General features: G+C 34.6%; 26 protein-coding genes and 1 riboswitch. Of the genes, 12 read left to right on the forward strand and 14 right to left on the reverse strand.

Annotated features, from left to right (window positions below):
- Positions 1 to 5 precede the first annotated feature (5 nt).
- The 5 genes from GJV77_RS06310 to GJV77_RS06330 all read right to left on the reverse strand — a co-directional run bounded on the left by GJV77_RS06310 (position 6) and on the right by GJV77_RS06330 (position 6,003).
- Entirely contained in the window at positions 6 to 1,232 is a 1,227-nt protein-coding gene (locus GJV77_RS06310) for a cell surface protein (protein WP_155035535.1), read from the reverse strand.
- A 15-nt stretch (positions 1,233 to 1,247) separates the two neighbouring features.
- Positions 1,248 to 2,384, reverse strand: a complete 1,137-nt coding sequence (locus GJV77_RS06315; protein ID WP_155035536.1) for a YncE family protein — start codon at positions 2,382 to 2,384, stop codon at positions 1,248 to 1,250.
- Complete coding sequence (locus GJV77_RS06320) at positions 2,381 to 4,450, reverse strand: TonB-dependent receptor (RefSeq protein ID WP_155035537.1); 2,070 nt, start codon at positions 4,448 to 4,450, stop codon at positions 2,381 to 2,383. Before GJV77_RS06320 ends, GJV77_RS06315 begins: the two co-directional genes overlap by 4 nt.
- Before the next feature lie 109 nt (positions 4,451 to 4,559).
- Positions 4,560 to 4,755, reverse strand: a riboswitch (cobalamin riboswitch).
- A 184-nt stretch (positions 4,756 to 4,939) separates the two neighbouring features.
- Complete coding sequence (locus tag GJV77_RS15065) at positions 4,940 to 5,143, reverse strand: PLDc N-terminal domain-containing protein (RefSeq protein WP_155035538.1); 204 nt, start codon at positions 5,141 to 5,143, stop codon at positions 4,940 to 4,942.
- Between the two features lie 407 nt (positions 5,144 to 5,550).
- Entirely contained in the window at positions 5,551 to 6,003 is a 453-nt protein-coding gene (locus GJV77_RS06330) for a MepB family protein (RefSeq protein ID WP_155035539.1), read from the reverse strand.
- A 102-nt stretch (positions 6,004 to 6,105) separates the two neighbouring features.
- Here GJV77_RS06330 and GJV77_RS06335 point away from each other — a divergent pair, with 102 nt between their 5' ends.
- A complete protein-coding gene (locus tag GJV77_RS06335) occupies positions 6,106 to 6,978 on the forward strand; it encodes a DMT family transporter (RefSeq protein WP_155035540.1) in 873 nt (290 codons plus the stop codon).
- 49 nt (positions 6,979 to 7,027) lie between these two features.
- On the opposite strand, the gene GJV77_RS06340 is transcribed toward GJV77_RS06335, so the two are convergent.
- Positions 7,028 to 7,528, reverse strand: a complete 501-nt coding sequence (locus GJV77_RS06340; protein ID WP_155035541.1) for a DUF456 domain-containing protein — start codon at positions 7,526 to 7,528, stop codon at positions 7,028 to 7,030.
- Between the two features lie 51 nt (positions 7,529 to 7,579).
- Here GJV77_RS06340 and GJV77_RS06345 point away from each other — a divergent pair, with 51 nt between their 5' ends.
- On the forward strand, positions 7,580 to 8,062 hold the full coding sequence (locus GJV77_RS06345; RefSeq protein WP_155035542.1) for a hypothetical protein: 483 nt from the start codon (positions 7,580 to 7,582) through the stop codon (positions 8,060 to 8,062).
- A gap of 6 nt (positions 8,063 to 8,068) precedes the next feature.
- Here the strand turns inward: GJV77_RS06345 and GJV77_RS06350 are convergent, their stop codons facing one another.
- Complete coding sequence (locus tag GJV77_RS06350; RefSeq protein WP_155035543.1) at positions 8,069 to 9,010, reverse strand: hypothetical protein; 942 nt, start codon at positions 9,008 to 9,010, stop codon at positions 8,069 to 8,071.
- Positions 9,011 to 9,127: 117 nt separating this feature from the next.
- Here GJV77_RS06350 and ruvC point away from each other — a divergent pair, with 117 nt between their 5' ends.
- The 6 genes from ruvC to GJV77_RS14900 all read left to right on the forward strand — a co-directional run bounded on the left by ruvC (position 9,128) and on the right by GJV77_RS14900 (position 12,787).
- A complete protein-coding gene (gene ruvC / locus GJV77_RS06355; protein ID WP_155035544.1) occupies positions 9,128 to 9,688 on the forward strand; it encodes a crossover junction endodeoxyribonuclease RuvC in 561 nt (186 codons plus the stop codon).
- Complete coding sequence (gene hemW / locus GJV77_RS06360) at positions 9,688 to 10,821, forward strand: radical SAM family heme chaperone HemW (protein ID WP_155035545.1); 1,134 nt, start codon at positions 9,688 to 9,690, stop codon at positions 10,819 to 10,821. The genes ruvC and hemW overlap by 1 nt, the downstream gene beginning before the upstream one ends.
- 4 nt (positions 10,822 to 10,825) lie before the next feature.
- Positions 10,826 to 11,599, forward strand: coding sequence for a cyclase family protein (locus GJV77_RS06365; protein WP_162521577.1), 774 nt, complete (start codon positions 10,826 to 10,828; stop codon positions 11,597 to 11,599).
- Positions 11,599 to 11,961, forward strand: coding sequence for an MmcQ/YjbR family DNA-binding protein (locus GJV77_RS06370; protein WP_155035546.1), 363 nt, complete (start codon positions 11,599 to 11,601; stop codon positions 11,959 to 11,961). Before GJV77_RS06365 ends, GJV77_RS06370 begins: the two co-directional genes overlap by 1 nt.
- Positions 11,962 to 11,971: 10 nt before the next feature.
- The gene (locus GJV77_RS06375; protein ID WP_155035547.1) at positions 11,972 to 12,334 is read left to right on the forward strand and encodes an MmcQ/YjbR family DNA-binding protein; all 363 of its coding nucleotides are present in this window, start codon (positions 11,972 to 11,974) and stop codon (positions 12,332 to 12,334) included.
- Between the two features lie 291 nt (positions 12,335 to 12,625).
- On the forward strand, positions 12,626 to 12,787 hold the full coding sequence (locus GJV77_RS14900) for a GNAT family N-acetyltransferase (protein ID WP_240142828.1): 162 nt from the start codon (positions 12,626 to 12,628) through the stop codon (positions 12,785 to 12,787).
- On the opposite strand, the gene GJV77_RS06385 is transcribed toward GJV77_RS14900, so the two are convergent.
- The 4 genes from GJV77_RS06385 to GJV77_RS06400 all read right to left on the reverse strand — a co-directional run bounded on the left by GJV77_RS06385 (position 12,761) and on the right by GJV77_RS06400 (position 15,319).
- Positions 12,761 to 13,264, reverse strand: coding sequence for a hypothetical protein (locus GJV77_RS06385; protein WP_155035548.1), 504 nt, complete (start codon positions 13,262 to 13,264; stop codon positions 12,761 to 12,763). The genes GJV77_RS14900 and GJV77_RS06385 overlap by 27 nt on opposite strands.
- Positions 13,265 to 13,343: 79 nt before the next feature.
- Positions 13,344 to 14,381 carry a M56 family metallopeptidase gene (locus GJV77_RS06390; RefSeq protein ID WP_162521578.1) on the reverse strand — a complete coding sequence of 346 codons (1,038 nt, stop codon included), beginning with the start codon at positions 14,379 to 14,381 and terminating at the stop codon, positions 13,344 to 13,346.
- A gap of 150 nt (positions 14,382 to 14,531) precedes the next feature.
- Complete coding sequence (locus GJV77_RS06395; RefSeq protein ID WP_155035550.1) at positions 14,532 to 14,900, reverse strand: BlaI/MecI/CopY family transcriptional regulator; 369 nt, start codon at positions 14,898 to 14,900, stop codon at positions 14,532 to 14,534.
- Positions 14,897 to 15,319 (reverse strand): hypothetical protein, encoded by a 423-nt coding sequence (locus GJV77_RS06400; RefSeq protein ID WP_155035551.1) that lies wholly within the window; start codon positions 15,317 to 15,319, stop codon positions 14,897 to 14,899. Before GJV77_RS06400 ends, GJV77_RS06395 begins: the two co-directional genes overlap by 4 nt.
- A gap of 295 nt (positions 15,320 to 15,614) precedes the next feature.
- On the opposite strand from GJV77_RS06400, the gene GJV77_RS06405 reads away from it, so the two are divergent.
- On the forward strand, positions 15,615 to 16,007 hold the full coding sequence (locus GJV77_RS06405; RefSeq protein WP_155035552.1) for a hypothetical protein: 393 nt from the start codon (positions 15,615 to 15,617) through the stop codon (positions 16,005 to 16,007).
- A gap of 55 nt (positions 16,008 to 16,062) precedes the next feature.
- On the forward strand, positions 16,063 to 17,070 hold the full coding sequence (locus GJV77_RS06410) for a TQO small subunit DoxD (RefSeq protein ID WP_155035553.1): 1,008 nt from the start codon (positions 16,063 to 16,065) through the stop codon (positions 17,068 to 17,070).
- Between the two features lie 66 nt (positions 17,071 to 17,136).
- On the opposite strand, the gene miaE is transcribed toward GJV77_RS06410, so the two are convergent.
- Entirely contained in the window at positions 17,137 to 17,718 is a 582-nt protein-coding gene (gene miaE, locus GJV77_RS06415) for a tRNA-(ms[2]io[6]A)-hydroxylase (protein WP_155035554.1), read from the reverse strand.
- Positions 17,719 to 17,795: 77 nt separating this feature from the next.
- On the opposite strand from miaE, the gene GJV77_RS06420 reads away from it, so the two are divergent.
- Positions 17,796 to 19,046 (forward strand): glycosyltransferase, encoded by a 1,251-nt coding sequence (locus tag GJV77_RS06420; protein ID WP_155035555.1) that lies wholly within the window; start codon positions 17,796 to 17,798, stop codon positions 19,044 to 19,046.
- Positions 19,047 to 19,067: 21 nt separating this feature from the next.
- Here GJV77_RS06420 and GJV77_RS06425 read toward each other — a convergent pair whose 3' ends face one another.
- Complete coding sequence (locus GJV77_RS06425; protein WP_155035556.1) at positions 19,068 to 20,048, reverse strand: helix-turn-helix domain-containing protein; 981 nt, start codon at positions 20,046 to 20,048, stop codon at positions 19,068 to 19,070.
- Between the two features lie 122 nt (positions 20,049 to 20,170).
- Between GJV77_RS06425 and GJV77_RS06430 the strand changes: the two genes are divergently transcribed.
- Positions 20,171 to 20,497, forward strand: coding sequence for a cupin domain-containing protein (locus tag GJV77_RS06430; protein WP_155035557.1), 327 nt, complete (start codon positions 20,171 to 20,173; stop codon positions 20,495 to 20,497).
- A 115-nt stretch (positions 20,498 to 20,612) separates the two neighbouring features.
- On the opposite strand, the gene GJV77_RS06435 is transcribed toward GJV77_RS06430, so the two are convergent.
- The gene (locus GJV77_RS06435) at positions 20,613 to 22,001 is read right to left on the reverse strand and encodes a dipeptidase (RefSeq protein WP_155035558.1); all 1,389 of its coding nucleotides are present in this window, start codon (positions 21,999 to 22,001) and stop codon (positions 20,613 to 20,615) included.
- Positions 22,002 to 22,168: the final 167 nt, after the last annotated feature.

Genomic DNA, 22,168 nt, shown 5'->3' on the forward strand with positions numbered 1-22,168 from the left:
AAAAATTATTTTCTCGTTTCTATATTTATTCCTTTTTCGTGTAGATCCCATGCTCCAACAACTTCCGTTGAAGTTTCTCCAAACCAGCCTGCTTCTTGATCCATCGCATTATAAACTTTGATAAAGTCAATACCAGGTAGTTTTACACTATTTCCTTGTTTATCTATTGCCCAAGCTATATCAAAAGCCGATTCATCGTGATATTTTGGGTGATTATCGACATAGCCATACTCATAGGCAGGTAATTTCCAATTGTTACCGTTTCCACCAATATCAGTTGCGTTATTTGGAAGTTTGCTTCCTTTGAAAGTAATGCTTTCTTCATTTATCCAAAGAGGATAGTAACTTTGATTATGATAAGAGTTTTTCGCTTTGTATCCTTCTTCTCCTTGATTGTTTTTATACTTAATGTATTCATCAAAACCTTTGTTTATAGCATCTAACTTAGCAGATGGTTTGTAGAAAGTGATTTCATAGTTGTGAATAGTTTTTGGATTTGCATATTCACTACCTTTTATCTCGTACCACTCATCATCATCAGGTTTTCCGTTTTGATTTTTGTCATAAGCTAACATTACGATACCCGGTTCAGAACTATTTGGAAAAGCATTTCCTAAGACTCTAAAATCTCTTTTACCAGGTACATTGACAATCGTGTGATCGAAGCCGAAAATAACATAGCCTCCAAATCCTCCAAGAGTGATCATTTTATCATTAACTAAATTATCTTCTGCCTTTTGGTTCATTGTTTCTTGTGTATCACCTTCTTCATATTTAGGCAATTTATTTACATATTGACCGTATGAGGGTCTGTATTCAAAGACTTTGGTTATTTTTGAACTATAAGGTTGACTTTCTTTTTGAACTATAATATCAAATTCTTGATTAACAGTTGTTTTATTGTCTTTAGCTTCAACGGCAATAGTGTACTTTCCGTCTTTTAAAGCGACAAAGTCTAATTGTGTATCTTGACTAATCAAAGAGTCTTTTACTACATTCTTTTGTTCTATGACCTTCCATTGTAAATTAGGATTAGTAAAGTGTTTTAAGTCTGGCTTTATGAATACTAGTTTACTTCTATCGACCGTGTAGTTAGGCGCTAGATTTAATGGGTTTTCTGTTGGTATTGGATCACTAGTATCTGAGTTGTCGTCACTTGAACAGCTATAGAATGCCACAGTAGAGAAGCATAGTAGAGCGAATGTACTTAATCGAAATTTGTAATTCTTCATTTTTATAATAGTTAGTTATTTTTTTATAAATGCAATATGTGCTGGAATGTTTCCTCCAGTAGTCTTCCATTTAAGATATCCATCGGGACTATAGCAATAGACAAAGCCAGTTCCTATATAATCTTGTGCATCTGTCATGAAAATCTCCTTAGTCTCTGGGTTAACTGCTATACCATAAGGAATAAGAATACCTTTTTCCGTACCATCTTTGATAATATTGTTAGTGATTACCTGCTTAGTATCAGTATTTAAGATTCCATAGGTAACGGTGGTTTGCCCAGTACCGTAATTAAAAGGGGAAGCGTAGTAGTACAGCCTATCCTCATCTATCGTCATATTAGAAACAGGGACATTTAAGTTTTTAATCACTTGGTCAGTTTCGGAATCTATTACAAATAGATTAGGAGCTATGTCTTTGTGATTACCTCTAGAAGAAACGTAGATATCTCCTGCTTGATCTATAGCCATGCGGTGTAGATTGATAGCTACGTCAATTTTTTTGATTTCTTCAAAACTTGGGAGGTCAATGACAGACACTGTAGTATCGTAGTTAGGGTCGCGATATCCACCTGAATTGGCTACATAAAGTTTATTGTTTTTTACAACCATTTCTTCGGGTTGATAGCCGACAACTACTTTACGGGTAATCTCTAGAGATAAAGTGTCAATTTCAGCGACAAAACCACGTTCTGCATTAGGGTCCATTTCTACTTTTCCTGCATAAGAACTAACGTATGCTTTACCGTCTTTAAAAGCTAGGTATCGACAGTTAGGTACGTGTATTTGTTTGATATGTTTTCCAGTTTCGACATTGAATACTTCTACGAAGTTAGAGACATTGATAGTTGCATATACTTTACTTCCATAGATTTGTATGTCATTACCCACATCGCCTAGTTCTTTGGTGATACTCGGGTTGCGTTCAGAGAAAATATCGCGTGTATAAAGTCCTTTTTCATATTCAAATAGGTCAATAGAAGCTCTATTCATACCCATATTCCCTTCATTCAAAAGATAGAAACCGTTGTATTGTTCTGTAGAAATAGGGATAGATACTTCAGAACTATCTGATAGGAAAATCATTTCGTCTTTTCTACAGCTAATGAAGAGTAGTATAAAGGATGAAAGGATTAGAATATTTTTTATTTTCATAGTTCAAAACTTAAAGTGAAACGGAAATTACGACCAGGCATTGGGAAATTGCTAACTACTTCGTAATATTGATTAGCAAGGTTGTTAGCTTCGATGCTTCCTTTAAATTTGTACTCACGCCAAGTAAATCCTTTTTGTAGGGACAAGTCATGTGTGTACCACGGTTGTATTTCATTTCTAGGGATATTGTTTTTGTTGCCATTATAGCGTTTTCCGACATAAATAAAGCTATAGTTCATTGACCAGTCTTTGTAATCTAGGTTAATAATAGCAGAGCCTGAATGCCAAGGAGCGTATGGAATTTGATCACCATAATATGAAGGCTGTCCATATATTGTGGTACTTTTATCTTTTGCAATTGTGTATTCATAAGTCGCATTGGTTGATAGTTGCCAGTTGTCTGCAAGTGCTATGTTAGTACCAATAGCAGCCTCTAATCCGTAGTTTTGCACTTTACCAAGGTTTGTCATCATCCATCTCATCATACTCGATGTTGGAGTGGCAATTATTTTATCGGTTATGTGTGCGTAGTAACTTTCGACATTCAAGTGTATTTCTTTCCAGAAAGTATGTTCAAAGTGTTTGTTGTAAGTAAAACCTAGGTTCAGTTGTCTTGCGTTTTCAGGTTTTAGGTTTGCGGTTCCTATCTGCGTATAATACAAATCGTTAAAAGTAGGAAGTCTATACGTTTGTTTATAATACGTATGAATATTTAAGTTTTCATTTTCGAAGGGGTGGTAACTTAAAAAGATCGAAGGTGTAAAAACTGAGCGATTTGGAGCTTGGTAGTTTACACGTACTTTTTCTTTAGTAAAAGTACCTAATACATTAGCCTGTGCTTTGAATTTCCCTAAGTTCAGACTAGTAGCTAATGCTGTATAAAAAGTATAGCGCTCTGGATAGGAAAAGGGGGTGCCTTGTCCTTTTCGCGTAGCATTTAATTTGTTGTATTGTAAATCAGTTGCTAAGGAAACCTCCCATATTGAGTTGATTTTATATAAGTGGGCTGCAGATAAAAAGTATTCTTGTTGATAAAAAGTATTGTCAAACTGAGGGTTGTAGGTTACTTCTTCTCCTTGAAAACCAACTGTTTTTCGAGATAAATAATGCAGTTGATCATAAGCATATTTACCCTTTATTTGAAATTGGTAGTGGTCTGAAACAAAGCGAGTCCATTCTCCTTGTGCCATAACGTTTTTATCCGCTTGGCGCTCGTTGATATTTTCCGTTTCAAGGGTAGTATCACTTTTTTTGATTACAGCGCCAGGTAGGCCTCTATCTGATTGGTAATAGTAAAGACTGGCTTGCCAAGTATCTTTGTCTGTTTGGCCAAACCAATTATTCTCAATGCGGTAGGCTTCAATATCCGAATTCAAACGGTAACCTATTGTATCATAGGCAATACTTCCGTCAATATTGTTTTTTTTCTGTCTAAATCTATACTTTCCATTCGAGGATATATACTCTGCACTAATTGTCGTACTGATGTTTTCATTAACTTTAAAATCAGTTCGAATAGAAGGGTTAACAAGCTGAATAGTACCGGCTTTGTATTTTCCTGCAATATTTACTTGTTTATCGTCTTTAAAGACTGGTTTTTTAGTTTGAATATAAACAGTAGATCCAGAGGCGTATTCTTTTGCAGATTGAAAGATTGAGCTGCGCTGTCCGTTATATAATTTGATAGCTTGTACATTATCTAGAGAGAATTTTCCTAAATCAACAATACCATTTTGAGCATTACCTATTTGAGCACCATTATAAAAGACGCCGACATGGTGTGTGCCCATATTTCTCACATCAATGGTTTTAAGACCTCCCATTCCTCCATAATCTTTTATTTTAGCTCCAGAGAAGTAGCGTAGAGCATCGGCAACAGTAAAACTATTGAGTTTTTCTAATTTTTCACCTTCTAGAGTTTGTACGGGAATGAGATCTTTATATACTTCTTTCTGAATGACAATTTCATTTAGTGTAGTAATCGAATCATTCGAAGTTTGACTCCACAAAGAAAGATTTCCCCAACAGAAAAAGAAAATAATTAATAGGTAGTGTTTTGTATTCATTTTTTTGGATATGGTATTAGTCTATGTTTTTGGGGAGTCATAGACATATTCAAACACCTATCCGCAGTAGTGTTGTCCTATGTTTAGTGTCTTATACCCGAAAACAGTAAACGATGTATCATGTTTGGCAGGTATTCTGACTTACTCTTTTAAGCAAACGTCCTTCCCATAATCAAATAATCTTACAGTGGAACACAAGGTTTGTTAAATTTATATTGAGCTTACAGCAGCGGGTCTGTTTAGGATTTACACCTAATTCCCTCTTCGTTATTACGTTAATAATAAACCAATATGATAATTACAAATATAGATAAAAAAATATCTTAAAAAATAGTATCTAGGAATGAGTAAAGATTAAAAGAAGAAAGGTAAACTTATTTGTACGAAAAACTGCTCTAATACCATTGTATTTAAGAAAAGCTATTTATGAGTATATTCTATGGTATCTTATATGTAAAGCCAGTGTTGAGGCGTATTGTTATTAAAAAATTATAATACATCTGTTTTTTCTATGATTAAGAATGAAAATGCACCGAAAAAAGGGATTAATACTATTAAAAAGATCCAACTGATTTTTTGTTCATTATTCAATGATATTTTTCTAAGTCTAAATATACAGTAAATTAATAGGAATAAGTAGGCAAGAGGTATACAAAGTAAAAAAAACTGCCAGAAGAAGAGTAAGTTAAGCATAATAATACGTTTTTGGTTGTATCTTAAATTTAGTGTAAAAAGTTGAATTGTAGGTAATTAAATGTTTTTTTATTTGAAAATTTTTTTAAAATAGAGTAAGATGTTTGAAAAGTATTGGTCTGAATAGAAATTGAGTTTTTTATAGTAGATATAGTTATTAGATACAGAATTTGAGCGTATATTAAAAGTAGACCTTCCCTCATAGAAAGTATAGTATTCAAAGAAGGCGTTATAGAAGTTACAACTACTGGGTATGGTGAGCATGAAAATGAGGTGAATCTGTATCACAATGCATGAGATAAACCAATAGATACTCTGTTTATGCTCCTTTGTGAAAACACAAAGCTAAGTAATCAACTTGTAATTGGTTGTGAGAAGGTTTTTAGGCATGTATGTTTATTGTTAACCTATTTTACCACGTGAAAAAAGGATATTTGACTGTGGTAGGTCTTTAAGGCTTGCTTGTTCATGTCAGTTTCTAGTGTCGGATATACACGCATCCCTCTTTTTCCTTCTTTATTGTTTGTCGAGATAATTCCAAGGGAACCTAAAACTTCTTTTGGGAATAGAAAATAACCATTGCATTTGTCTGTTTGTACGCTGATCATCATAAAGTCAAAAGCATCGTCAGTTTGATAGGGTTGAGTAATACCTTGTTTATTTCTTTTCCAAATAGCAACAAATAGTCCAATCTTTTTTGGGGTGATTTTTGCCTGTCTATAGATGACTTTCTTTTCTCCAATTTTAAAAGTATGAGCATTGTATTCATTTTTCTCATGGATAGGAGACAATTCAGTAAGGGGTGTCATTGGATTTGAAATGGATACATTTGCTTGTAAATGGTTTAGATAAATTTGCATTTTCTTTGTTGTGGAGAAATGATTGTATACAAATATATTTAAATCGTCGGTATTGTGGAAAATGATTGTTACTTTGTAATTTACAATTTAATCTAGATAGATATGCTTTCTAAGCCAAGAATAGCACTTATTATAGGGATATTATGTATTTCTATTTTTCCTGTTATCGTAAAGATGAGTTTGACGCCGAGTTTGATCTCTGCGTTTTATCGCATGGCAATTGCCTTAGTCTTTGTACTCCCATACGCCTTATTGACTAAACAATTCAAAGTGTACAATAAAAATACGATGCTTCTAATTGTGTTGAGTGGAGTGTTTTTTGGTTCCGATATTGCTGTTTGGAATCAAGCAATACAAGGATCAACAGCAACACAAGCTACTTTATTGACTAATCTTGCACCAGTATGGGTAGGGGTAGGAAGTTATTTCTTTTTAACCAATAAGCCTAGCTTAAATTTTTGGATAGGAACAGTCGTTGCACTTGTTGGTATGGTTGTTTTGGTGGGGGCAGATGTCTTTATGAGTTTATCATTTGATTTACCTTTTGGGTTAGGAGTACTATCTGGGATTTTGTATGCATGTTATATATTGGTTAGTAAACGAATATTAGAAGAAGTTGCCGTTGTACCTTTTATGACGTATAGTTTATTAGTGTCATCTGTTTTTTTAGGGGTAATTAATTGGTTAGGAGGTTCAAGTTTTACAGGCTTTAGTACAGCGGGTTGGGCTACTTTATTTGTACAAGGAATCGTTTGTCAGTTACTTGCATGGTTGTTGTTGAGTTATGCGACTAAATATATGCGTGCAACACGTGTATCCTTGAGTTTATTAAGTCAGGCCTTGTTAGCAGCTTTATTGGCATGGGGGATATTAGATGAAGAAGTTACTCGTCAGATGGTCTTGGGAGGTTTTATCATTTTGTGTGGTATTGCAATAACTTTTGTAGAGCGACCACTATGGTATAAACGAAAATAGATAAGAGTCCTGATAAACACATTCGCTTATCAGTACTCTTTTTGTTATATTAGAACCAAATTGCATAGTTCTTTATAATGAGATACAATCCAATACCAAAGAATATGAACCCTACGATTACCTTCATTACTGTAGAAGCTAAAAAGCCTAGGAAAGAACCTACAGCTGCTTTGAAGGCACGTTCAATATCACTGCTTTGATAAATTAGTTCACCAATAAATGCGCCTAAAAATGGACCTAAGATGAAACCGAAGGGTATTGGTGTAAGTAATCCGACTACCAATCCAATATTTGTCCCCCAAACCCCATATTTGGTACCTCCTAGTTTTTTTGTCCCCATAGAAGGAATGACGTAGTCAAGAATGGTGATCGCAATTGTGACAATGGCTGTTGCCCAAAGTAAATAGCCACTAACTACTACTCCGTCTACAAAGTATAAAGCTAATATACCGAACCAGCTAAATGGTAGTCCTGGTAGTCCTGGCAGAACACTTCCGATTAGTCCTACTATAAGTAAGACAAGACTTAATATTAACAGAAAATATTCCATTGTTTTTTTTTGTATTTTTGATTATTAAACGTTTTACCTTAGTAATTAAGTATGTATAGATTGTTTTTTCTTGTCGCACTATCATTTACTTTTACCACTTGTAATTTTTCAAGTTCTAAGATAGGAAAAGAAGGTGAATTATTGCAAAAAGAGTTGGATAAAATAGATTGGTCCAAAGTAGATACGTATCCTAGTTTCGAAGGTTGTGATACTCTAGAAGAAATTGCACAGCGCAAAGCTTGTTTTTTCGATAGTATGACGAAAGAGTTGCAATTGCGATTTTCCCAAGACACCTTGTATGGGAAGTTTAAAGATATGAATGAAATTCAAATACTCGTTACAGTTAATGCAGATTCAAAACTCGAATTAGTCGCATACAATTTGCCTGATAGCTTGGCTGTACAAGCTAAGTTAATAGATAGTTTGCTCGTTAGTAAGAAAAGAGATTTCCCTGCGATTTACCCTGCTACAAAGCGTGGAGTACCAGTGACAAGTCAATTTATTGTTCCTGTTGTTTTGACTAGAAATCCATAAATACTATTAATCTTTCTTTAAGCGAAAGGTGAGAACGAAAATACTCCCGATACTTACTGGTAGTACAATATTGAGTAGCCAAATTAAAGTAGCGACTAAGGCAACTATCCATTGACTAACGCCTAAGGTACTGAAGATAAACATAGCAATACTACCTTTAACGGCAAATTCTAAGAATTGGAAATTGGGTAGTGAAGAGGCTAGCAAATAGATTGCAGAGACTGCACACAGTAATTCAAAATAGGGGAGTTCCACGCCAAATAAGTAGTATAAGATCACGTATTGATGGGTGAATGAGGCATAACGTAAAAATGCAAGTCCAATGTTTAAGTGATGTTTCTTTTTTGGGATTTCATTGATTAATTTTATAATTGTCTGAATAGAATAGCCTTTGATTGCAAAGTTGCGTACAAAGAAAAGTAATGTGACTACTACCGCAATGACAGCATAAGTGATGTAGAGATAGTGGTTGGGTACAATGGGGTGAAATAAATTCAGAATACTCAGACCTAATAGACCAAATACAATAGCATAAATGACCTGTATTCCATTGCAGACCATATTTAGGAAGATGACACGAGGGGTGTCTTTTTTATCAAAATAGAGTGCTTTTCCTGCGTATTCTCCAATGCCATTTGGTGTAAAAATTCCAAGTGTTAATGCGCTAAGTACTTGTTTGGTCGATTGGGCAATGGTGACAGGTTTTATTGTAGAACTAAGGTTTCTCCATTTGAGTATTTCTACAAAGCGATTGGAGAACGTCAGTAATAAAAGTAAGATAACTGACAGACTATTCTCTGGTTTACTAATGATAGAAGTCAATAGTTCGAGGTCAAGTGTATCGTCTTTGGATAGCTGATTGTATATATAATAAAAAGCACCACTAACCACTAGAATTTTGATTAGAAGTACGAGATATTGCTTAGTTTTGTCGTATGGAATTTTCATTGCTGCAAAGTAAATGATTATTTCTTTTCAACGACTACATTGTGAAAAATTTGACAATGAAAAGACCGTTGGTTTTGAGTAATAGTAATCGCTATAACAGTAGTTAAATTTAGGAGTTTGGAAATAGATAGAGTGATATTGGGAATAGACCCGGGAACGAATATTATGGGATTTGGTGTAATCCGTATTGTGAAGAAGAAGATGGAGTTTTTACAATTAAATGAGTTGATTTTGTCAAAGTATCCTGATAAATATACGCGCTTGCGTTTAATCTTTGAACGAACAATAGAACTAATTGAGACGCATCATCCGGATGAGATTGCAATTGAGGCCCCTTTTTACGGAAATAATAATCCTAAAGTTTTACTGACCTTAGGTCGAGCACAAGGAGTCGCTATGGCCGCTGCCTTGTCGCGTGATATACCAGTAACTGAATATGAGCCTAAGAAAATTAAGAAGTCTATAACTGGTAAAGGAAATGCGAGTAAGGAACAGGTGGCAAAGATGTTGCAACAGTTATTGCCAGGTTTTAATGAATTGCCTAAGCATTTGGATAGTACAGATGGTTTAGCAGCGGCTGTTTGTCATTATTACAATAGTGGAACTACAATTGTCGGAAAGAGTTATAGTGGTTGGGACGCATTTGTCAAACAGAATCAAGATAGAGTGAAAAAGTAATGGCAGGTATATATATTCATATCCCTTTTTGTAAACAAGCATGTCACTATTGCGATTTTCACTTTTCTACTTCTTTGAAAAAGAAAGAAGAGCTAATAGGCTGTTTAAAGCGCGAATTAGTTTTGCGCAAAGAGGAGTTACAAGGCGAACAAATTGAAACGATTTATTTTGGAGGAGGAACACCTAGTATTCTTACTGTAGAGGAGATTAATGATTTAATCGCTACAGTCTACTTGCACTATGAAGTAGTTGACCAACCAGAGGTTACGTTAGAAGCTAATCCTGATGATTTAGACTTAGAGACAATAAAGCGACTCAGTATGTCAAAAGTTAATCGACTCAGTATAGGAGTTCAATCGTTTGATGAATCTGACCTACAGATGATGAATAGGGCGCACAATGCAACTGAAGCGATAGATTGTTTGCGTCATGCTACACAGTATTTTGACAATATATCTATAGATCTAATTTATGGTATCCCTGACTTATCAAATGCACAATGGTTAGATAATATACAGCGTGTATTGGATTTGGGTATTCCACATATTTCTTGTTATGCTTTGACAGTAGAAGAGCGTACGGCTTTGAATAAATTAATACAAAAAGGCGTGATACCTAGTCCCAAAGAGGAAGTAGCACACCAACATTTTATGCTGTTAATCGAAACTTTAAAAGCGAATGGATATATCCATTATGAACTGTCAAACTTTGCTAAGCCAGGATATTATTCAAAAAATAATTCAGCCTATTGGTTAGGAAAGAAGTATTTGGGTATTGGACCTTCAGCACATAGTTTTGACGGAATACATCGCAGTTGGAATGTAGCGAATAATACGTTGTATATTAAAGCTATAGAAGAAGGGAATCAACCGAGAGAAATTGAAACTTTGACAGTAGATGATCGCTATAATGAATACATTATGACAGGACTTAGAACAATATGGGGGGTAGATATCACTCGTGTCACTCGTGAGATGGGGGCAAAATACGGTTGTTATCTAGAAAAGGAGTCTGCTCGATTTATTGCTGATGGATTAATGCACCGAGAAGGTGAGGTGTTGACTATAACTGATCAAGGTAAATTTTTAAGTGATGGTATCGCATCTAATTTATTTTGGGTAGATTTGAAATAAAACTGTGAAAGCAACATTAACTTATCAAGGTGTTAATTATACAATAGACTTTAGTCAACCTATTGATCTTTCTATTCCATTGGTTAATTCTGATGCAAACCCGATAGCATGGTACTTAGCTGCACCTGTCATAGCTCCTGTTACGATTGGAGATTGGGTAGGGAAGGTTGATTCAGGTCATTCTTCAACTAACTTTAATACAGTTGTATTCAATCCACATGCACATGGTACACATACAGAGTGTTTAGGGCATATTACTAAGGAATTTTACTCTGTCTCAGAATCATTGAAGTCCTATATGTTTTTAGCTCAAGTTATCTCAGTAGATCCTGAAGTGCAAATGGATGGTGATAGGATAATTACGCGGAAGCAACTTGAAGCACTGTGGGTAGACTATGGTCAGAATGCCATTGTAATTCGCACGTTACCTAATACGATAGATAAAAAAAGCAGAAAGTATTCACATACAAATCCTCCTTATTTAGTGTCTGAAGCAGCAGTCTTTTTACGTGAGAAAGGTATTGAACATCTATTAATAGATTTGCCTAGTGTGGATAAAGAGAAGGACGATGGAAGACTTTTGGCTCACAAGGCATTTTGGAATGTAAAGGACGTGAACGACCTGAATGAAGATGCACGCTTAAATGCTACAATCACAGAAATGATTTATGTAGCTGATGAGGTAGTTGATGGTTTATATATTTTAAATTTACAAATAACAGCTTTAGTAAATGATGCTAGCCCAAGTAAACCAATCTTATATAAAATTGTAAAGTAATGGAATTAGATGAGTTATACGCGTATTGTAATGCTAAACAACAAGTGATAAGTGGCTTTCCTTTTGATGAACATCTGTTAACTTTTCGAATAGGAGGAAAGATATTTGCGATGATTGCAATGCACTTTTGGGAGGCAGGAAATCAAAACATTATTCTTAAGTGTGATCCAGATCTGGCAATTGAATTGAGAGAAAAATATTCTTCGATTACTCACGGTTATACGATGAATAAGAAGCATTGGAATACTATTTATCTGAAAGGAGGTTTTTCAACTGATCAGTTAATGGAATGGATAGACCACTCCTATGATTTGGTTGTTGCAACTTTACCGCTAAAGGAAAGGCTAAGTTTAATTAAATAAACAATGTGTTATGGATATTCATGTGATTTACGATTATTGTTTGGCTAAAATGGGGACGATTGAGGCTTTCCCTTTTGATGAAGAAACGCTTACTTTTAAAGTGGGAGGTAAGATGTATTTATTGTTGAATTTGAGAAAATGGGAGCAGGGAGATTGCTTTGTTAATTTAAAATGTGATCCTGAGCGTGCTGAGGAATTGCGAGGAGATTACAGTGAAATAACTCCAGGATATCACATGAGTAAAAAGCATTGGAACTCTATTCAATTAGGAGGTGCCGTACAATGGCCATTATTAAAAGATTTAATTGATCATTCGTATGATTTGGTGTATAACAGTTTGACAAAAAAAGTAAAAGAAGAATTAGAGAAATAATTAGTTCTAATGCATATTTAGAAACAGAACGATTCTTACTTCGTCAATATAAAGAAGAAGATTTATCAACATATATCGCGATGAATAGTAGTGAGGAGGTTATGGAGTTTTTTTATCGACACGTACTGCTGAAGAGTCGAGGAAAGCGTTTTTATATATGAAGTAGCAAATAGCAAAAGATGGTTATGGTTTTTTTGCAGTAGAAGAGAAAAGCAGTAGATCGTTTATTGGTTTTGTAGGGCTGTCAAACATTACTTTTGATGTTGATTTTGCACCTAGTGTGGAGATAGGATGGCATATGCTTCCACACAGTATTGGGGTAAGGGATATGCTATAGAGGCAGCGAAAGCCTGCTTGGTATTCACTAAAGACGAATTAAAACTCAGACGTGTATATTCATTTACAACGACTTATAATATCCAGCGTTTAGTTATCTCTATTATTACTTTTTAGCTTTTGTGTTTTTGGGAGTATTTTAATAGGAAGTACAACTTGACCGTCTAGTTTTTTATTTTTATATACGGCAGGTTCCCAAGTTCCTGTTGTTACTTCTTCAATTAGTGTAATTAATTTGTCATCTGTATCCTCAGGAAGTAAACTTCTTAGAATTTGTACTGAATTAATCTCTCCACGATCAGAGATTGTTAGCTCAAACACGATGATGATTGGAACTTTAATCTGTACTTGTGGAAAGGCAGAATAATAAGCATTTGAAAAATTAAGAGATAATTGATTTGAGCTAATACGTGAATGAGCAGGCTTGTATCCTTTGTGATTTGAAAACTCTAACGTATCTGTATTTGTCCTTGTACATAGTTGACCACTGCTTATGATCATTGGTGTAGACGTGTCTTTCTTTTGAGCAGCGCTATTCGTGCTAGTTAGACTAAAGAGTAATAGAAATATTATTGTTGATAAATACTTTAACATTGTTTATTTTTATTAGAAAGGTACGAAGAATTAAAAAAAGAAAAACCTAGAAAGTCTAGTTTCTAGGTTTTTGTTAATATTATTTATTATTAACTGTAATAGGTAAGGTGAATTGGCTTCGTATAGGGATACCATCTTGTTGGGCTGGCACCCATTTCTTCATTTTTTTTAAGACATCAATGGCTGGATAACCGATATTGTAAACGTCTTTTAGAATATTAATTTCTGAAATACTCCCATCTGTCTCAATCATAAATTGTACAATAAATAGTCCTTTCCCTTCAAATTTACTTCCTTCTGGGATTTTGTACTCTTTGATGAAATCTTGATTAAAAGTTGAGAAACCACCAGGATAAGATGCGAATTGATAGTTTTGTGTTGTATTAACTTTATTTTCTTGCTGAGGCTTAGGTTCTGCTTTCGCTTGTACAGCATAGGTACAAAAAGTTAAAAATGTAAAGCACGATATTACAATGGTTGCATACTTTTTTCTTGTGTTACTTTTTTTTGTAATCATAATAAAACGTTTTTTGGTTAGTCTATAGTTAAAAGCACTACTAAGTATGTTATAGTGCTCTAAATAGGTTTGTTGTAAGAGTAATTGTAAGTAATCTTTGGCTTGGTCTTGATTTTCAATACAATGCTGATCAGCTAAGAATTCATGGTTTAGTGCAATAGCTTTTTTATAAGTGTATATAAGAGGATTGAACCAAAAAATTATTTTTAAAAGCTCTAGAAATAGTATATCCACACTATGTCTCTGTTTAATATGAACTAGTTCGTGGAGATATACTTTGTTAGTTGTGTTTAGGTCTAAACTTAATGGGACAAACATTGTTGAACAAAAACTAAATGGCGTTTTAATATCAGTTAATAAAACAACAGTATGATTTTTTTTCGGTACTATGGTTCCCCGTTTTTTTAAGTTGAGTATGTGTACTATGGAATACATGAACTTTATGGTCATTACTATTACACCAAGTCCATAGATGATATATAATAGACTACTATAGTTCCACCTTTTACTTTGTGTAGTTCCACTTATTTCAGTCGTTAATGTATCTAATTCTACTATAGTGTGATTAAATGATTCAGCAGAACTATGAACATTAATCATAACCAATGGTAATAACAAGGATAGTATCAAGGAGCCTATTAAAAATAGACGCTTAAATAAATGAGCAGTTGTATTTTCTAGTAATAGTTTATAGATTACTATTCCTATGAAAAGGGTGAGTGTAGTTTTGATTAGGTAGATTAGCATAGATTATTGTTTGTTTAGTTCATCATCTACTATTTTTTTTAATTGTTCAAGTTCACTTTTATTCATCTTACTTTTCTTTGTAAAGAAAGAGGCAAAATTGAGCGCTGAATTATTAAAGTAGGTTTCTATAAGTGTATTAATATGTGTGGCAAAATAATCTTCCTTTTGGATTAAAGGATAGTATTCTCTTGTAGTACCATATGTTTTAAAGTCGATAAACTTTTTTTCTGTAAGCCGTTTTAGTAAGGTGGATAGAGTCGTCTGAGCTGGTTTAGGATCAGAGTATTTATCCATAATCTCTTTAGAGAAAGCTTTTTTTAATTCCCAGATATATTCCATTAATTGCTCTTCTGTTTGAGGTAGTTTTATCATTTTTCGATTATTTGTGTATTGATTAGTATTCCGTATTCATAGTGTTTATTAGCTTCCTTTTTTCCTTTGATATCATAGATCTTCCAAAGACCATTATAATAAAAGTGTAAGGAGTTGTTCTCTTCTATATAGTGTGCTTTGCCTTGTCCACTCCTTTTGCCATTCGGGTGATAAAGGGTGATAGTTACAATTGAGTCTCGATATTTCTCCTTCCTATATAATTTTCCATTTTGTCTATATCTCCACGTACCTTTCTGTTGTCCTTTATTGTTGTACCTTCCTTTTTGAATATTCACTTCATCTGAGCTTACACTTTTGTATATCCACAGTCCCACAGGTAGGTCTTGTTTTTTTTGATTGATTTTACAAGAGGTAAAAGCTAATAGGATAAGTGTCAAGAAGTAAATATTGCATTTCATCTGTTCTACATTTGTAGTTTGTTCTACGAAAGTAGAATTAATAAGTTGAATATACAAGTTTTTTTATTTTTTAAATGCAGAATATCAGGTTGTTATGGTTTGTTTTTTCTGTGTTTTCAAGGGGTGAGCAATAGAAAATATTTTCTAGGAAGTCGTTAGAATCTTTATATGCGTGCCCAAAAAATGGACATTAATAGATAATGAACGTAGTTGTTTAACAATAGTTTGTGTTTTAACTTTCGCCTGATGCTGTTATAATCTCTATTTTTGGACTTCAAGTGTGTAAATTCAGTTTATGCTTAGTTTTGCAAATAAGATAACTTTTAAGCTCCAGTGCTATTTTTGTATAGCAATTATTGCCTTTGCGACGCTAGGGTGTTCAGTCAAACAAACCATGTTTGAAGCCATGAATGTCTCTATAGAGAAGCCTTTGTCTGGTAGTAAGGTACTGGTTGGTAATTCTTTTGTTTTTTGTGATGCAGAAGTAACTGCTAAGTCTTCCCTAAAGCAAATAAAAACTGAGCAACAGCGTATACTTCCCTTCGTTTCTTTTGACCTGGTGACTAAAGATTTTTCAAGTCAATCGCGTCATTTGAAGGTAGTATCATATGAAGAATTGCGCATTTCTGGTAATTCTCCTCCTTTATATGTTTTGTTTAAAAGAATGAAAATAGCACTGCTTGCTTAATGATTTTGATCATGAAGTAAAACAGACTATTACATTTTAAACAAATAAAATATATATGCAAACTTTTAATAAACAGTCGTATACTACGGCTGGTTTTTTTACACTAGCTATTCGTTTAGTAGTTGGTTGGACATACTTTTCTGCCTTTTGGAGAAGGCTTATCTTAGACAATAAATTAATAGAAACGGAAGCTGGATATATTGGTGTGAAGTTCAATCACTTTTTGCCCAATGCATTAGGGATTAAGCCTCTGATAGAATACTTAGTAACTAACCCAGATGTCTTGTGGTGGGCTATGGCTATTTTTACCATTGTAGAGGCTATAGTAGGCTTATTTATTATGTTAGGATTATTTACTCGCTTGATGTCTATTGGGGTCATTTCATTAGCCATGGGAATACTATTAGGGTCTGGTTGGATTGGAACAACTTGTCTTGATGAATGGCAAATAGGTGTACTTGGTGTAGCTACTGGATTTATCTTATTCTTGTCAGGTGGGGGGTACGGATCATTGGATTATTATCTAGAGAAAAAAAATATTCGCTTTATACAAATGAAATGGTTTGGCTTTTTAGGGTCGGGTATATTGCCTATTACAAACCTTAAACCAATTGTTTTTGTGGGTTCTTTTGCTATTTTGTTATTGACATTATATACAAATCAAGTTTTTCATGGAGGTGTGTTTGGTACCTTACACAACAAATCTGTAAAACCTAAGGTTGAACTAACTGATGTTGAGATTAGTCCTGACGGAGTGTCCTTTCAAGTCTATCGCGTTGAGGGAGCTGATGTGTATGGTTCTTTTTTAATTGGTGTTCAATTAGAAAAAGCAGATGGTGAAGTTATTGCCCAGTGGGACGGTTCTGCCTTGTCTAAAATAAGTGATGAAGCTATTGATAATGCGTATGTGGCAAAGGTCAAATCGGGTAAACACAGTATGATTATTCCGTTGGGAGCAAAGGCTGTTGTGAAGCTACCTCTGTCTATAGGGCAAGTGGAAGGGGCAAAACAACTACGCTTAATTGATGTAAGTGGTATTGAGTGGATAGCTGAAGTAAAGTAAATGAAGTTATATAATACAAAAGAAAGAGGGAGTCAAACAAATGACTCCCTCTTTCTTTTAATGGATTTAACCGTGTATATGTTCTTTGTTTCCATAGGACTGGATGAGCTCTCCTTCGAAGGCTAACCATTCTTTCCAGCGTTTGTCTACATCTACTTTTTCCGTATATTTCTTAGCAAATTTTAAAAAGGTAGTATAGTGATTTGCTTCAGAGACCATTAACTCATGATAGAATTTAGCCAGCTCTTCGTCTTTTATATTTTGAGAGAGTACTCTAAAGCGTTCGCAGCTTCTTGCTTCAATCATAGCGGCAAATAGTAGACGGTCAATAAAAGCATCGTTTCGGCTACCGTCTTTTCGACAGAATTTATATAGTTTGTTTACATAATCGTCTTTTCGCTCTCTACCTAAAGTGTATCCTCTATCTTTGATAATTTGGTGTACCATCTTAAAGTGCTCCATTTCTTCAATGGCGATATCTGTTAATTCAGTAACCAAATCTTCGTGTTCTGAATTATAGGTAATTAGAGTAATAGCGTTTGTTGCTGCTTTTTGTTCGCACCAACAGTGATCTGTTAATATCTCTTCTAAGTTAGACTCAGCGATATTTGCCCATCTAGGGTCTGTTAATAATTTTAATCCTAACATAATACCGTTTCTTTTGTGCAAAAATAGCAATTATAAAAGAGTTTAAAAATGATAATTAGAAAGCTTATTTTTGCTATATGAAGGAATCATTAGAAGGAAAGCGTATTTTAATTATTGGTCAAGTATGGCCAGAGTCTCGATCATCAGCTGCTGGTAAGCGTATGTTGCAATTACTGGATTGCTTTCGACAATGGGGCATGGATATTTATTTTGGTAGTACAGCTCATAAATCAGCTTATAGTGATGATTTGTCTATGTATGATGTACAAGAAGTAACGCTTTGGCTGAATGATCAGCGTTCTGATGAGGTAATCGCTACGCTTAATCCTCAAGTGGTGATGTATGATCGCTTTATGATGGAAGAACAGTTTGGTTGGCGTGTCACAGAGCAATGTCCTCAAGCGATGACTATTTTAGATACTGAGGACCTTCATTTTTTGCGTTATGCACGTGAAGAAATGATTAAAAAAGGCGAAAAGGACGTAAATCCGTTTCTATATTCTGTTCGTGCTAAGCGTGAATTAGCGAGTATTATGCGCTGTGACTTATCCTTGTTAATTTCTAAATATGAATATGACCTTCTAACACATAAATTTAAGATACCTGCTTCTATCTTGTATTATTTACCCTTTATGGAAGAGCGTGTTTCTCGAGAGTCAGTTGAACAGTGGTTGCCTTTTGATCGTAGAGAAGGATTTGTGTTTATTGGCAACTTCATACATGAACCAAATTATCAAACAGTACTGAAGTTAAAAAAAGAGATATGGCCTTTGTTGCGAAAGAAATTGCCGAAGGTAAGTATGCATATTTATGGTGCTTATCCGACGCAAAAGGTTTTACAATTACACAATGAGAATGAGCGTTTCCTTATCCACGGTAGGGCTGATGACGCTTTAGAGGTCATTGCTCAAGCTAAGGTTATGCTTGCCCCTATACCTTTTGGAGCTGGTATCAAAGGAAAGTTTATTGATGCAATTCATGTAGGAACTCCTTCTGTTGTTTCGTCAGTAGGTGTAGAGTCTATGAAAAGAGATTTAGCTTGGGGTGGTTTTGTCACTGATGAGGTGTCAACATTCGTGGAAAATGCTATAGCATTATATACCGATGCGGCTTTGTGGAAAGAGAAGCAATTATTAGGTGTTTCTGTTTTGAATGACCAATTTGATCAATCTTACTATAGCAGTGATTATAAAAATGTATTAACTACCATTTTTATTAATTTACAATCACATCGACAAGATAACTTTCTCTGTGAAGTATTTAAACATCAAAGTGCTCAGAGCACTAAATATATGGGACTTTGGATTGAAGAGAAGAATAAAAGTTAGTGTGAATCTCAGTGTAGTGATCTAGTTATTCTTTTTTAATAAGGTACTTGGAGTAATGCCAAAATGCTTTTTAAAAGCATTGCTAAAATGGTTGTAATGACTATAACCAATGTGTTTAGCTACTTCTGCTATGTTCATGTCATAAATATTCGTATGCGCTAGTAAGTGATAAGCTTTGTTCATGCGCGTTTGTATGATATAGTCGTGTACGGTACAATTAAATAATTGTCTAAAGCCAGTTTGTAGTTTGGTTCTGTTCATGTTGGCTATTAAAGCTAACTCTTCAATAGTGTAATGATGCTGGTAATTGTTTGTTAGCTCCTCTTTGATATTATAGATGTTTGTTTTGTCGTATTTAGATAGTGCAATTGCTTCTTTTTTGTTTGTGTCTTGTGTAGTTTGCTGTAATATTAGCCCAAGTAGTGTCATTATACTTCCTTCTACGACAAGCTTTTTTGTTGTTCCTTCGAAGGGACAATGGTACAGATCGTGGATTATTCGCTGCATAGCAGGACTTATTTCATAAGATTGATTTCCTAATAATGCAGGTGTATTGGTTGTTATGTTTTTTAAAAAGGAGTAGATTACCTTTGATGAATCTGCGGCATGTTGTATAATCCAATCTTTGGAAAGTTGTATTTCTAGGCTTTTTAAATCTTTTCCTTTTGGATCGTATAAGTGTCCATCTATGTTGGGCAAGTGGAACAGCGAATATTTACCTTGAGTCGTCTCTATTGATAGTCCTTTTTTTAAGCGTGGTATGTATTGTGTTTGTCCACTGGATAGCTCAAAATGCATTTGTATGTACGGTTTTTCAATATTGACATAGGTTTTAGTGTCACTATTTCGCGTAGTGTGGTAGAAGTCTAAATTTATTTTATCTAGTGTTATCTGTTTGTGTTGCTGGGTAATAGACTTTTCATGTATACAGTGGTTTGTTTCCACGAGTAAGGGCGGTGTATTTTTATCTATTTGCTCTTTCAAGTTGAAATCATTCGTCATAAAATTGTTTTTAACAGCGGTAGTTATCTACTAAATGTGTATATAATGTTGCTTTTACCGTACACAAATATACATATTTTTGTTCAATAATTTTTAATGATTATAAATAACTGTATAGTATTATGAGAAATGTAATCCTAGATAAAGTGAATATAGCTGACGAAGCCGATAAAGTAAAAGAGTTCTTGACGATTAAAACGCTGATGCGCCTAAATGATCACGAAGTAAATTTAATTAAACTAAAAGGAGAGTACGAGTGGCATAAGCACGAGGATGAGGATAAAGTATTTATGGTAGTAGAAGGTACGCTAGAGCTTCAGTTTAGAGATAGAGTAGTGACTTTAGAAAAAAATGAATGTATTGTTGTTCCCAAGGGCGAAGAGAATAAGCCTATTGGGAAAGAAGAAGTTACACTATTAATTTTTGAGCCAATACGCGATAGGTATTAAAAGTTGATGGATGTGCTAGAAGCGGATATATGTACCTTTTGCTATCTATAGCAAAGAAAGACGGCTAATGAATTTTCATTAGCCGTTTTGTCTTTTTATAATTTGTCTCTGAAGATTATTTCATCATCTCAGTATAGTATTGATAGAATAATGGAATGGTCTCAATACCTTTTAGGTAGTTGAATACTCCGAAATGCTCATTAGGAGAGTGGATTGCATCTGTATCTAATCCGAATCCCATCATTACCGATTTCGAACCTAATTCTTCTTCGAATAGAGCTACAATAGGAATACTTCCTCCTGAACGCACAGGAATTGGCGCTACTCCAAATGTATCTTCGTATGCTTTAGCTGCTGCTTGGTATCCGATAGAGTCGATAGGAGTCACATATCCTTGACCTCCGTGATGAGGTTTTACTTCTACGCGTACTCCTGCTGGAGCAATGCTTTCAAAGTGTTTTTTGAATAGTTCAGTGATTTCCTCCCACTCTTGGTTTGGTACAAGGCGCATAGATATCTTAGCAAAGGCTTTACTAGCGATAACAGTTTTTGCTCCTTCTCCTGTGTATCCACCCCAGATTCCATTAACATCTAAAGTAGGGCGGATAGAGTTGCGCTCATTTGTCGTGTAGCCTGCTTCTCCGTACACATCGTCGATATCTAGTTTTTCTTTATAGTCTTCTAAAGAGAAAGGACGTTTAGCCATTTCATCTCTTTCCTCACGAGACAATTCTTCTACTTTGTCGTAAAAACCAGGTACAGTTATATGATTGTTTTCATCATGTAAAGAAGCAATCATTTTAGTCAGTACATTGATTGGGTTAGCTACAGCTCCTCCGTATAATCCTGAGTGTAAATCTCTATTTGGACCAGTTACTTCAACCTCTACATAGCTTAAACCTCTTAATCCTGTCGTGATTGAAGGTTGTTCATTAGAGATCATTCCAGTATCGGAAATTAAAATAACATCATTTTTCAATCTATCGTGGTTGCGTTTTACGAACCATCCAAGACTTACAGATCCTACTTCTTCTTCTCCTTCGATCATGAATTTCACGTTACAAGGTAGAGTGTTAGTAGATATCATATATTCAAATGCTTTCACGTGCATAAACATCTGTCCTTTATCGTCACATGCTCCACGTGCAAAAATAGCTCCTTCTGGGTGTATATCTGTTGTTTTGATAACTGGTTCGAATGGTGGCGAAGTCCATAATTCAATTGGATCAGCTGGTTGCACGTCATAGTGACCATATACTAAAACAGTTGGAAGTGTTGGGTCAATGATTTTCTCACCATATACAATAGGGTAACCCGGTGTTTCACATAGCTCTACTACATCACATCCAGCTTTTTCTAAACTTTCTTTTACTGCTTCAGCAGTGTTGATTACATCTTGAGAATAGGCACTATCAGCACTGATTGAAGGTTTTTTTAATAGTTCAATAAGCTCATCTAAAAGGCGTTGCTTATTTTCTTGAACAAATTGTTTTGAATCTTTCATAATATAAAAGGGTACATTGATTTCGTTACAGACAAAGCTAAGAATAAAAAAATAGATTTTTTTCTTGCACATAAAAAATCCTGTTGTATATTTGCAACGTCTTAAAGGAACAGGAAGTTCCACAAGTTTCGCGGGTATGGTGAAATTGGTAGACACGCCAGACTTAG

Source organism: Myroides pelagicus (assembly GCF_009711055.1).
Classification (GTDB): Bacteria; Bacteroidota; Bacteroidia; order Flavobacteriales; family Flavobacteriaceae; genus Flavobacterium; species Flavobacterium pelagicum.

Bases quoted from the DNA above. Each gene is read 5' to 3' on its own strand.
- GJV77_RS06310 (WP_155035535.1), bottom strand. From the start codon at position 1,232: ATGAAGAATTACAAATTTCGATTAAGTACATTCGCTCTACTATGCTTC.
- GJV77_RS06315 (WP_155035536.1), bottom strand. From the start codon at position 2,384: ATGAAAATAAAAAATATTCTAATCCTTTCATCCTTTATACTACTCTTC.
- GJV77_RS06320 (WP_155035537.1), bottom strand. From the start codon at position 4,450: ATGAATACAAAACACTACCTATTAATTATTTTCTTTTTCTGTTGGGGA.
- GJV77_RS15065 (WP_155035538.1), bottom strand. From the start codon at position 5,143: ATGCTTAACTTACTCTTCTTCTGGCAGTTTTTTTTACTTTGTATACCT.
- GJV77_RS06330 (WP_155035539.1), bottom strand. From the start codon at position 6,003: ATGCAAATTTATCTAAACCATTTACAAGCAAATGTATCCATTTCAAAT.
- GJV77_RS06335 (WP_155035540.1), top strand. From the start codon at position 6,106: ATGCTTTCTAAGCCAAGAATAGCACTTATTATAGGGATATTATGTATT.
- GJV77_RS06340 (WP_155035541.1), bottom strand. From the start codon at position 7,528: ATGGAATATTTTCTGTTAATATTAAGTCTTGTCTTACTTATAGTAGGA.
- GJV77_RS06345 (WP_155035542.1), top strand. From the start codon at position 7,580: ATGTATAGATTGTTTTTTCTTGTCGCACTATCATTTACTTTTACCACT.
- GJV77_RS06350 (WP_155035543.1), bottom strand. From the start codon at position 9,010: ATGAAAATTCCATACGACAAAACTAAGCAATATCTCGTACTTCTAATC.
- hemW (WP_155035545.1), top strand. From the start codon at position 9,688: ATGGCAGGTATATATATTCATATCCCTTTTTGTAAACAAGCATGTCAC.
- GJV77_RS06370 (WP_155035546.1), top strand. From the start codon at position 11,599: ATGGAATTAGATGAGTTATACGCGTATTGTAATGCTAAACAACAAGTG.
- GJV77_RS06375 (WP_155035547.1), top strand. From the start codon at position 11,972: ATGGATATTCATGTGATTTACGATTATTGTTTGGCTAAAATGGGGACG.
- GJV77_RS14900 (WP_240142828.1), top strand. From the start codon at position 12,626: ATGGCATATGCTTCCACACAGTATTGGGGTAAGGGATATGCTATAGAG.
- GJV77_RS06385 (WP_155035548.1), bottom strand. From the start codon at position 13,264: ATGTTAAAGTATTTATCAACAATAATATTTCTATTACTCTTTAGTCTA.
- GJV77_RS06390 (WP_162521578.1), bottom strand. From the start codon at position 14,381: ATGATTAATGTTCATAGTTCTGCTGAATCATTTAATCACACTATAGTA.
- GJV77_RS06395 (WP_155035550.1), bottom strand. From the start codon at position 14,900: ATGATAAAACTACCTCAAACAGAAGAGCAATTAATGGAATATATCTGG.
- GJV77_RS06400 (WP_155035551.1), bottom strand. From the start codon at position 15,319: ATGAAATGCAATATTTACTTCTTGACACTTATCCTATTAGCTTTTACC.
- GJV77_RS06405 (WP_155035552.1), top strand. From the start codon at position 15,615: ATGCTTAGTTTTGCAAATAAGATAACTTTTAAGCTCCAGTGCTATTTT.
- GJV77_RS06410 (WP_155035553.1), top strand. From the start codon at position 16,063: ATGCAAACTTTTAATAAACAGTCGTATACTACGGCTGGTTTTTTTACA.
- miaE (WP_155035554.1), bottom strand. From the start codon at position 17,718: ATGTTAGGATTAAAATTATTAACAGACCCTAGATGGGCAAATATCGCT.
- GJV77_RS06420 (WP_155035555.1), top strand. From the start codon at position 17,796: ATGAAGGAATCATTAGAAGGAAAGCGTATTTTAATTATTGGTCAAGTA.
- GJV77_RS06425 (WP_155035556.1), bottom strand. From the start codon at position 20,048: ATGACGAATGATTTCAACTTGAAAGAGCAAATAGATAAAAATACACCG.
- GJV77_RS06430 (WP_155035557.1), top strand. From the start codon at position 20,171: ATGAGAAATGTAATCCTAGATAAAGTGAATATAGCTGACGAAGCCGAT.
- GJV77_RS06435 (WP_155035558.1), bottom strand. From the start codon at position 22,001: ATGAAAGATTCAAAACAATTTGTTCAAGAAAATAAGCAACGCCTTTTA.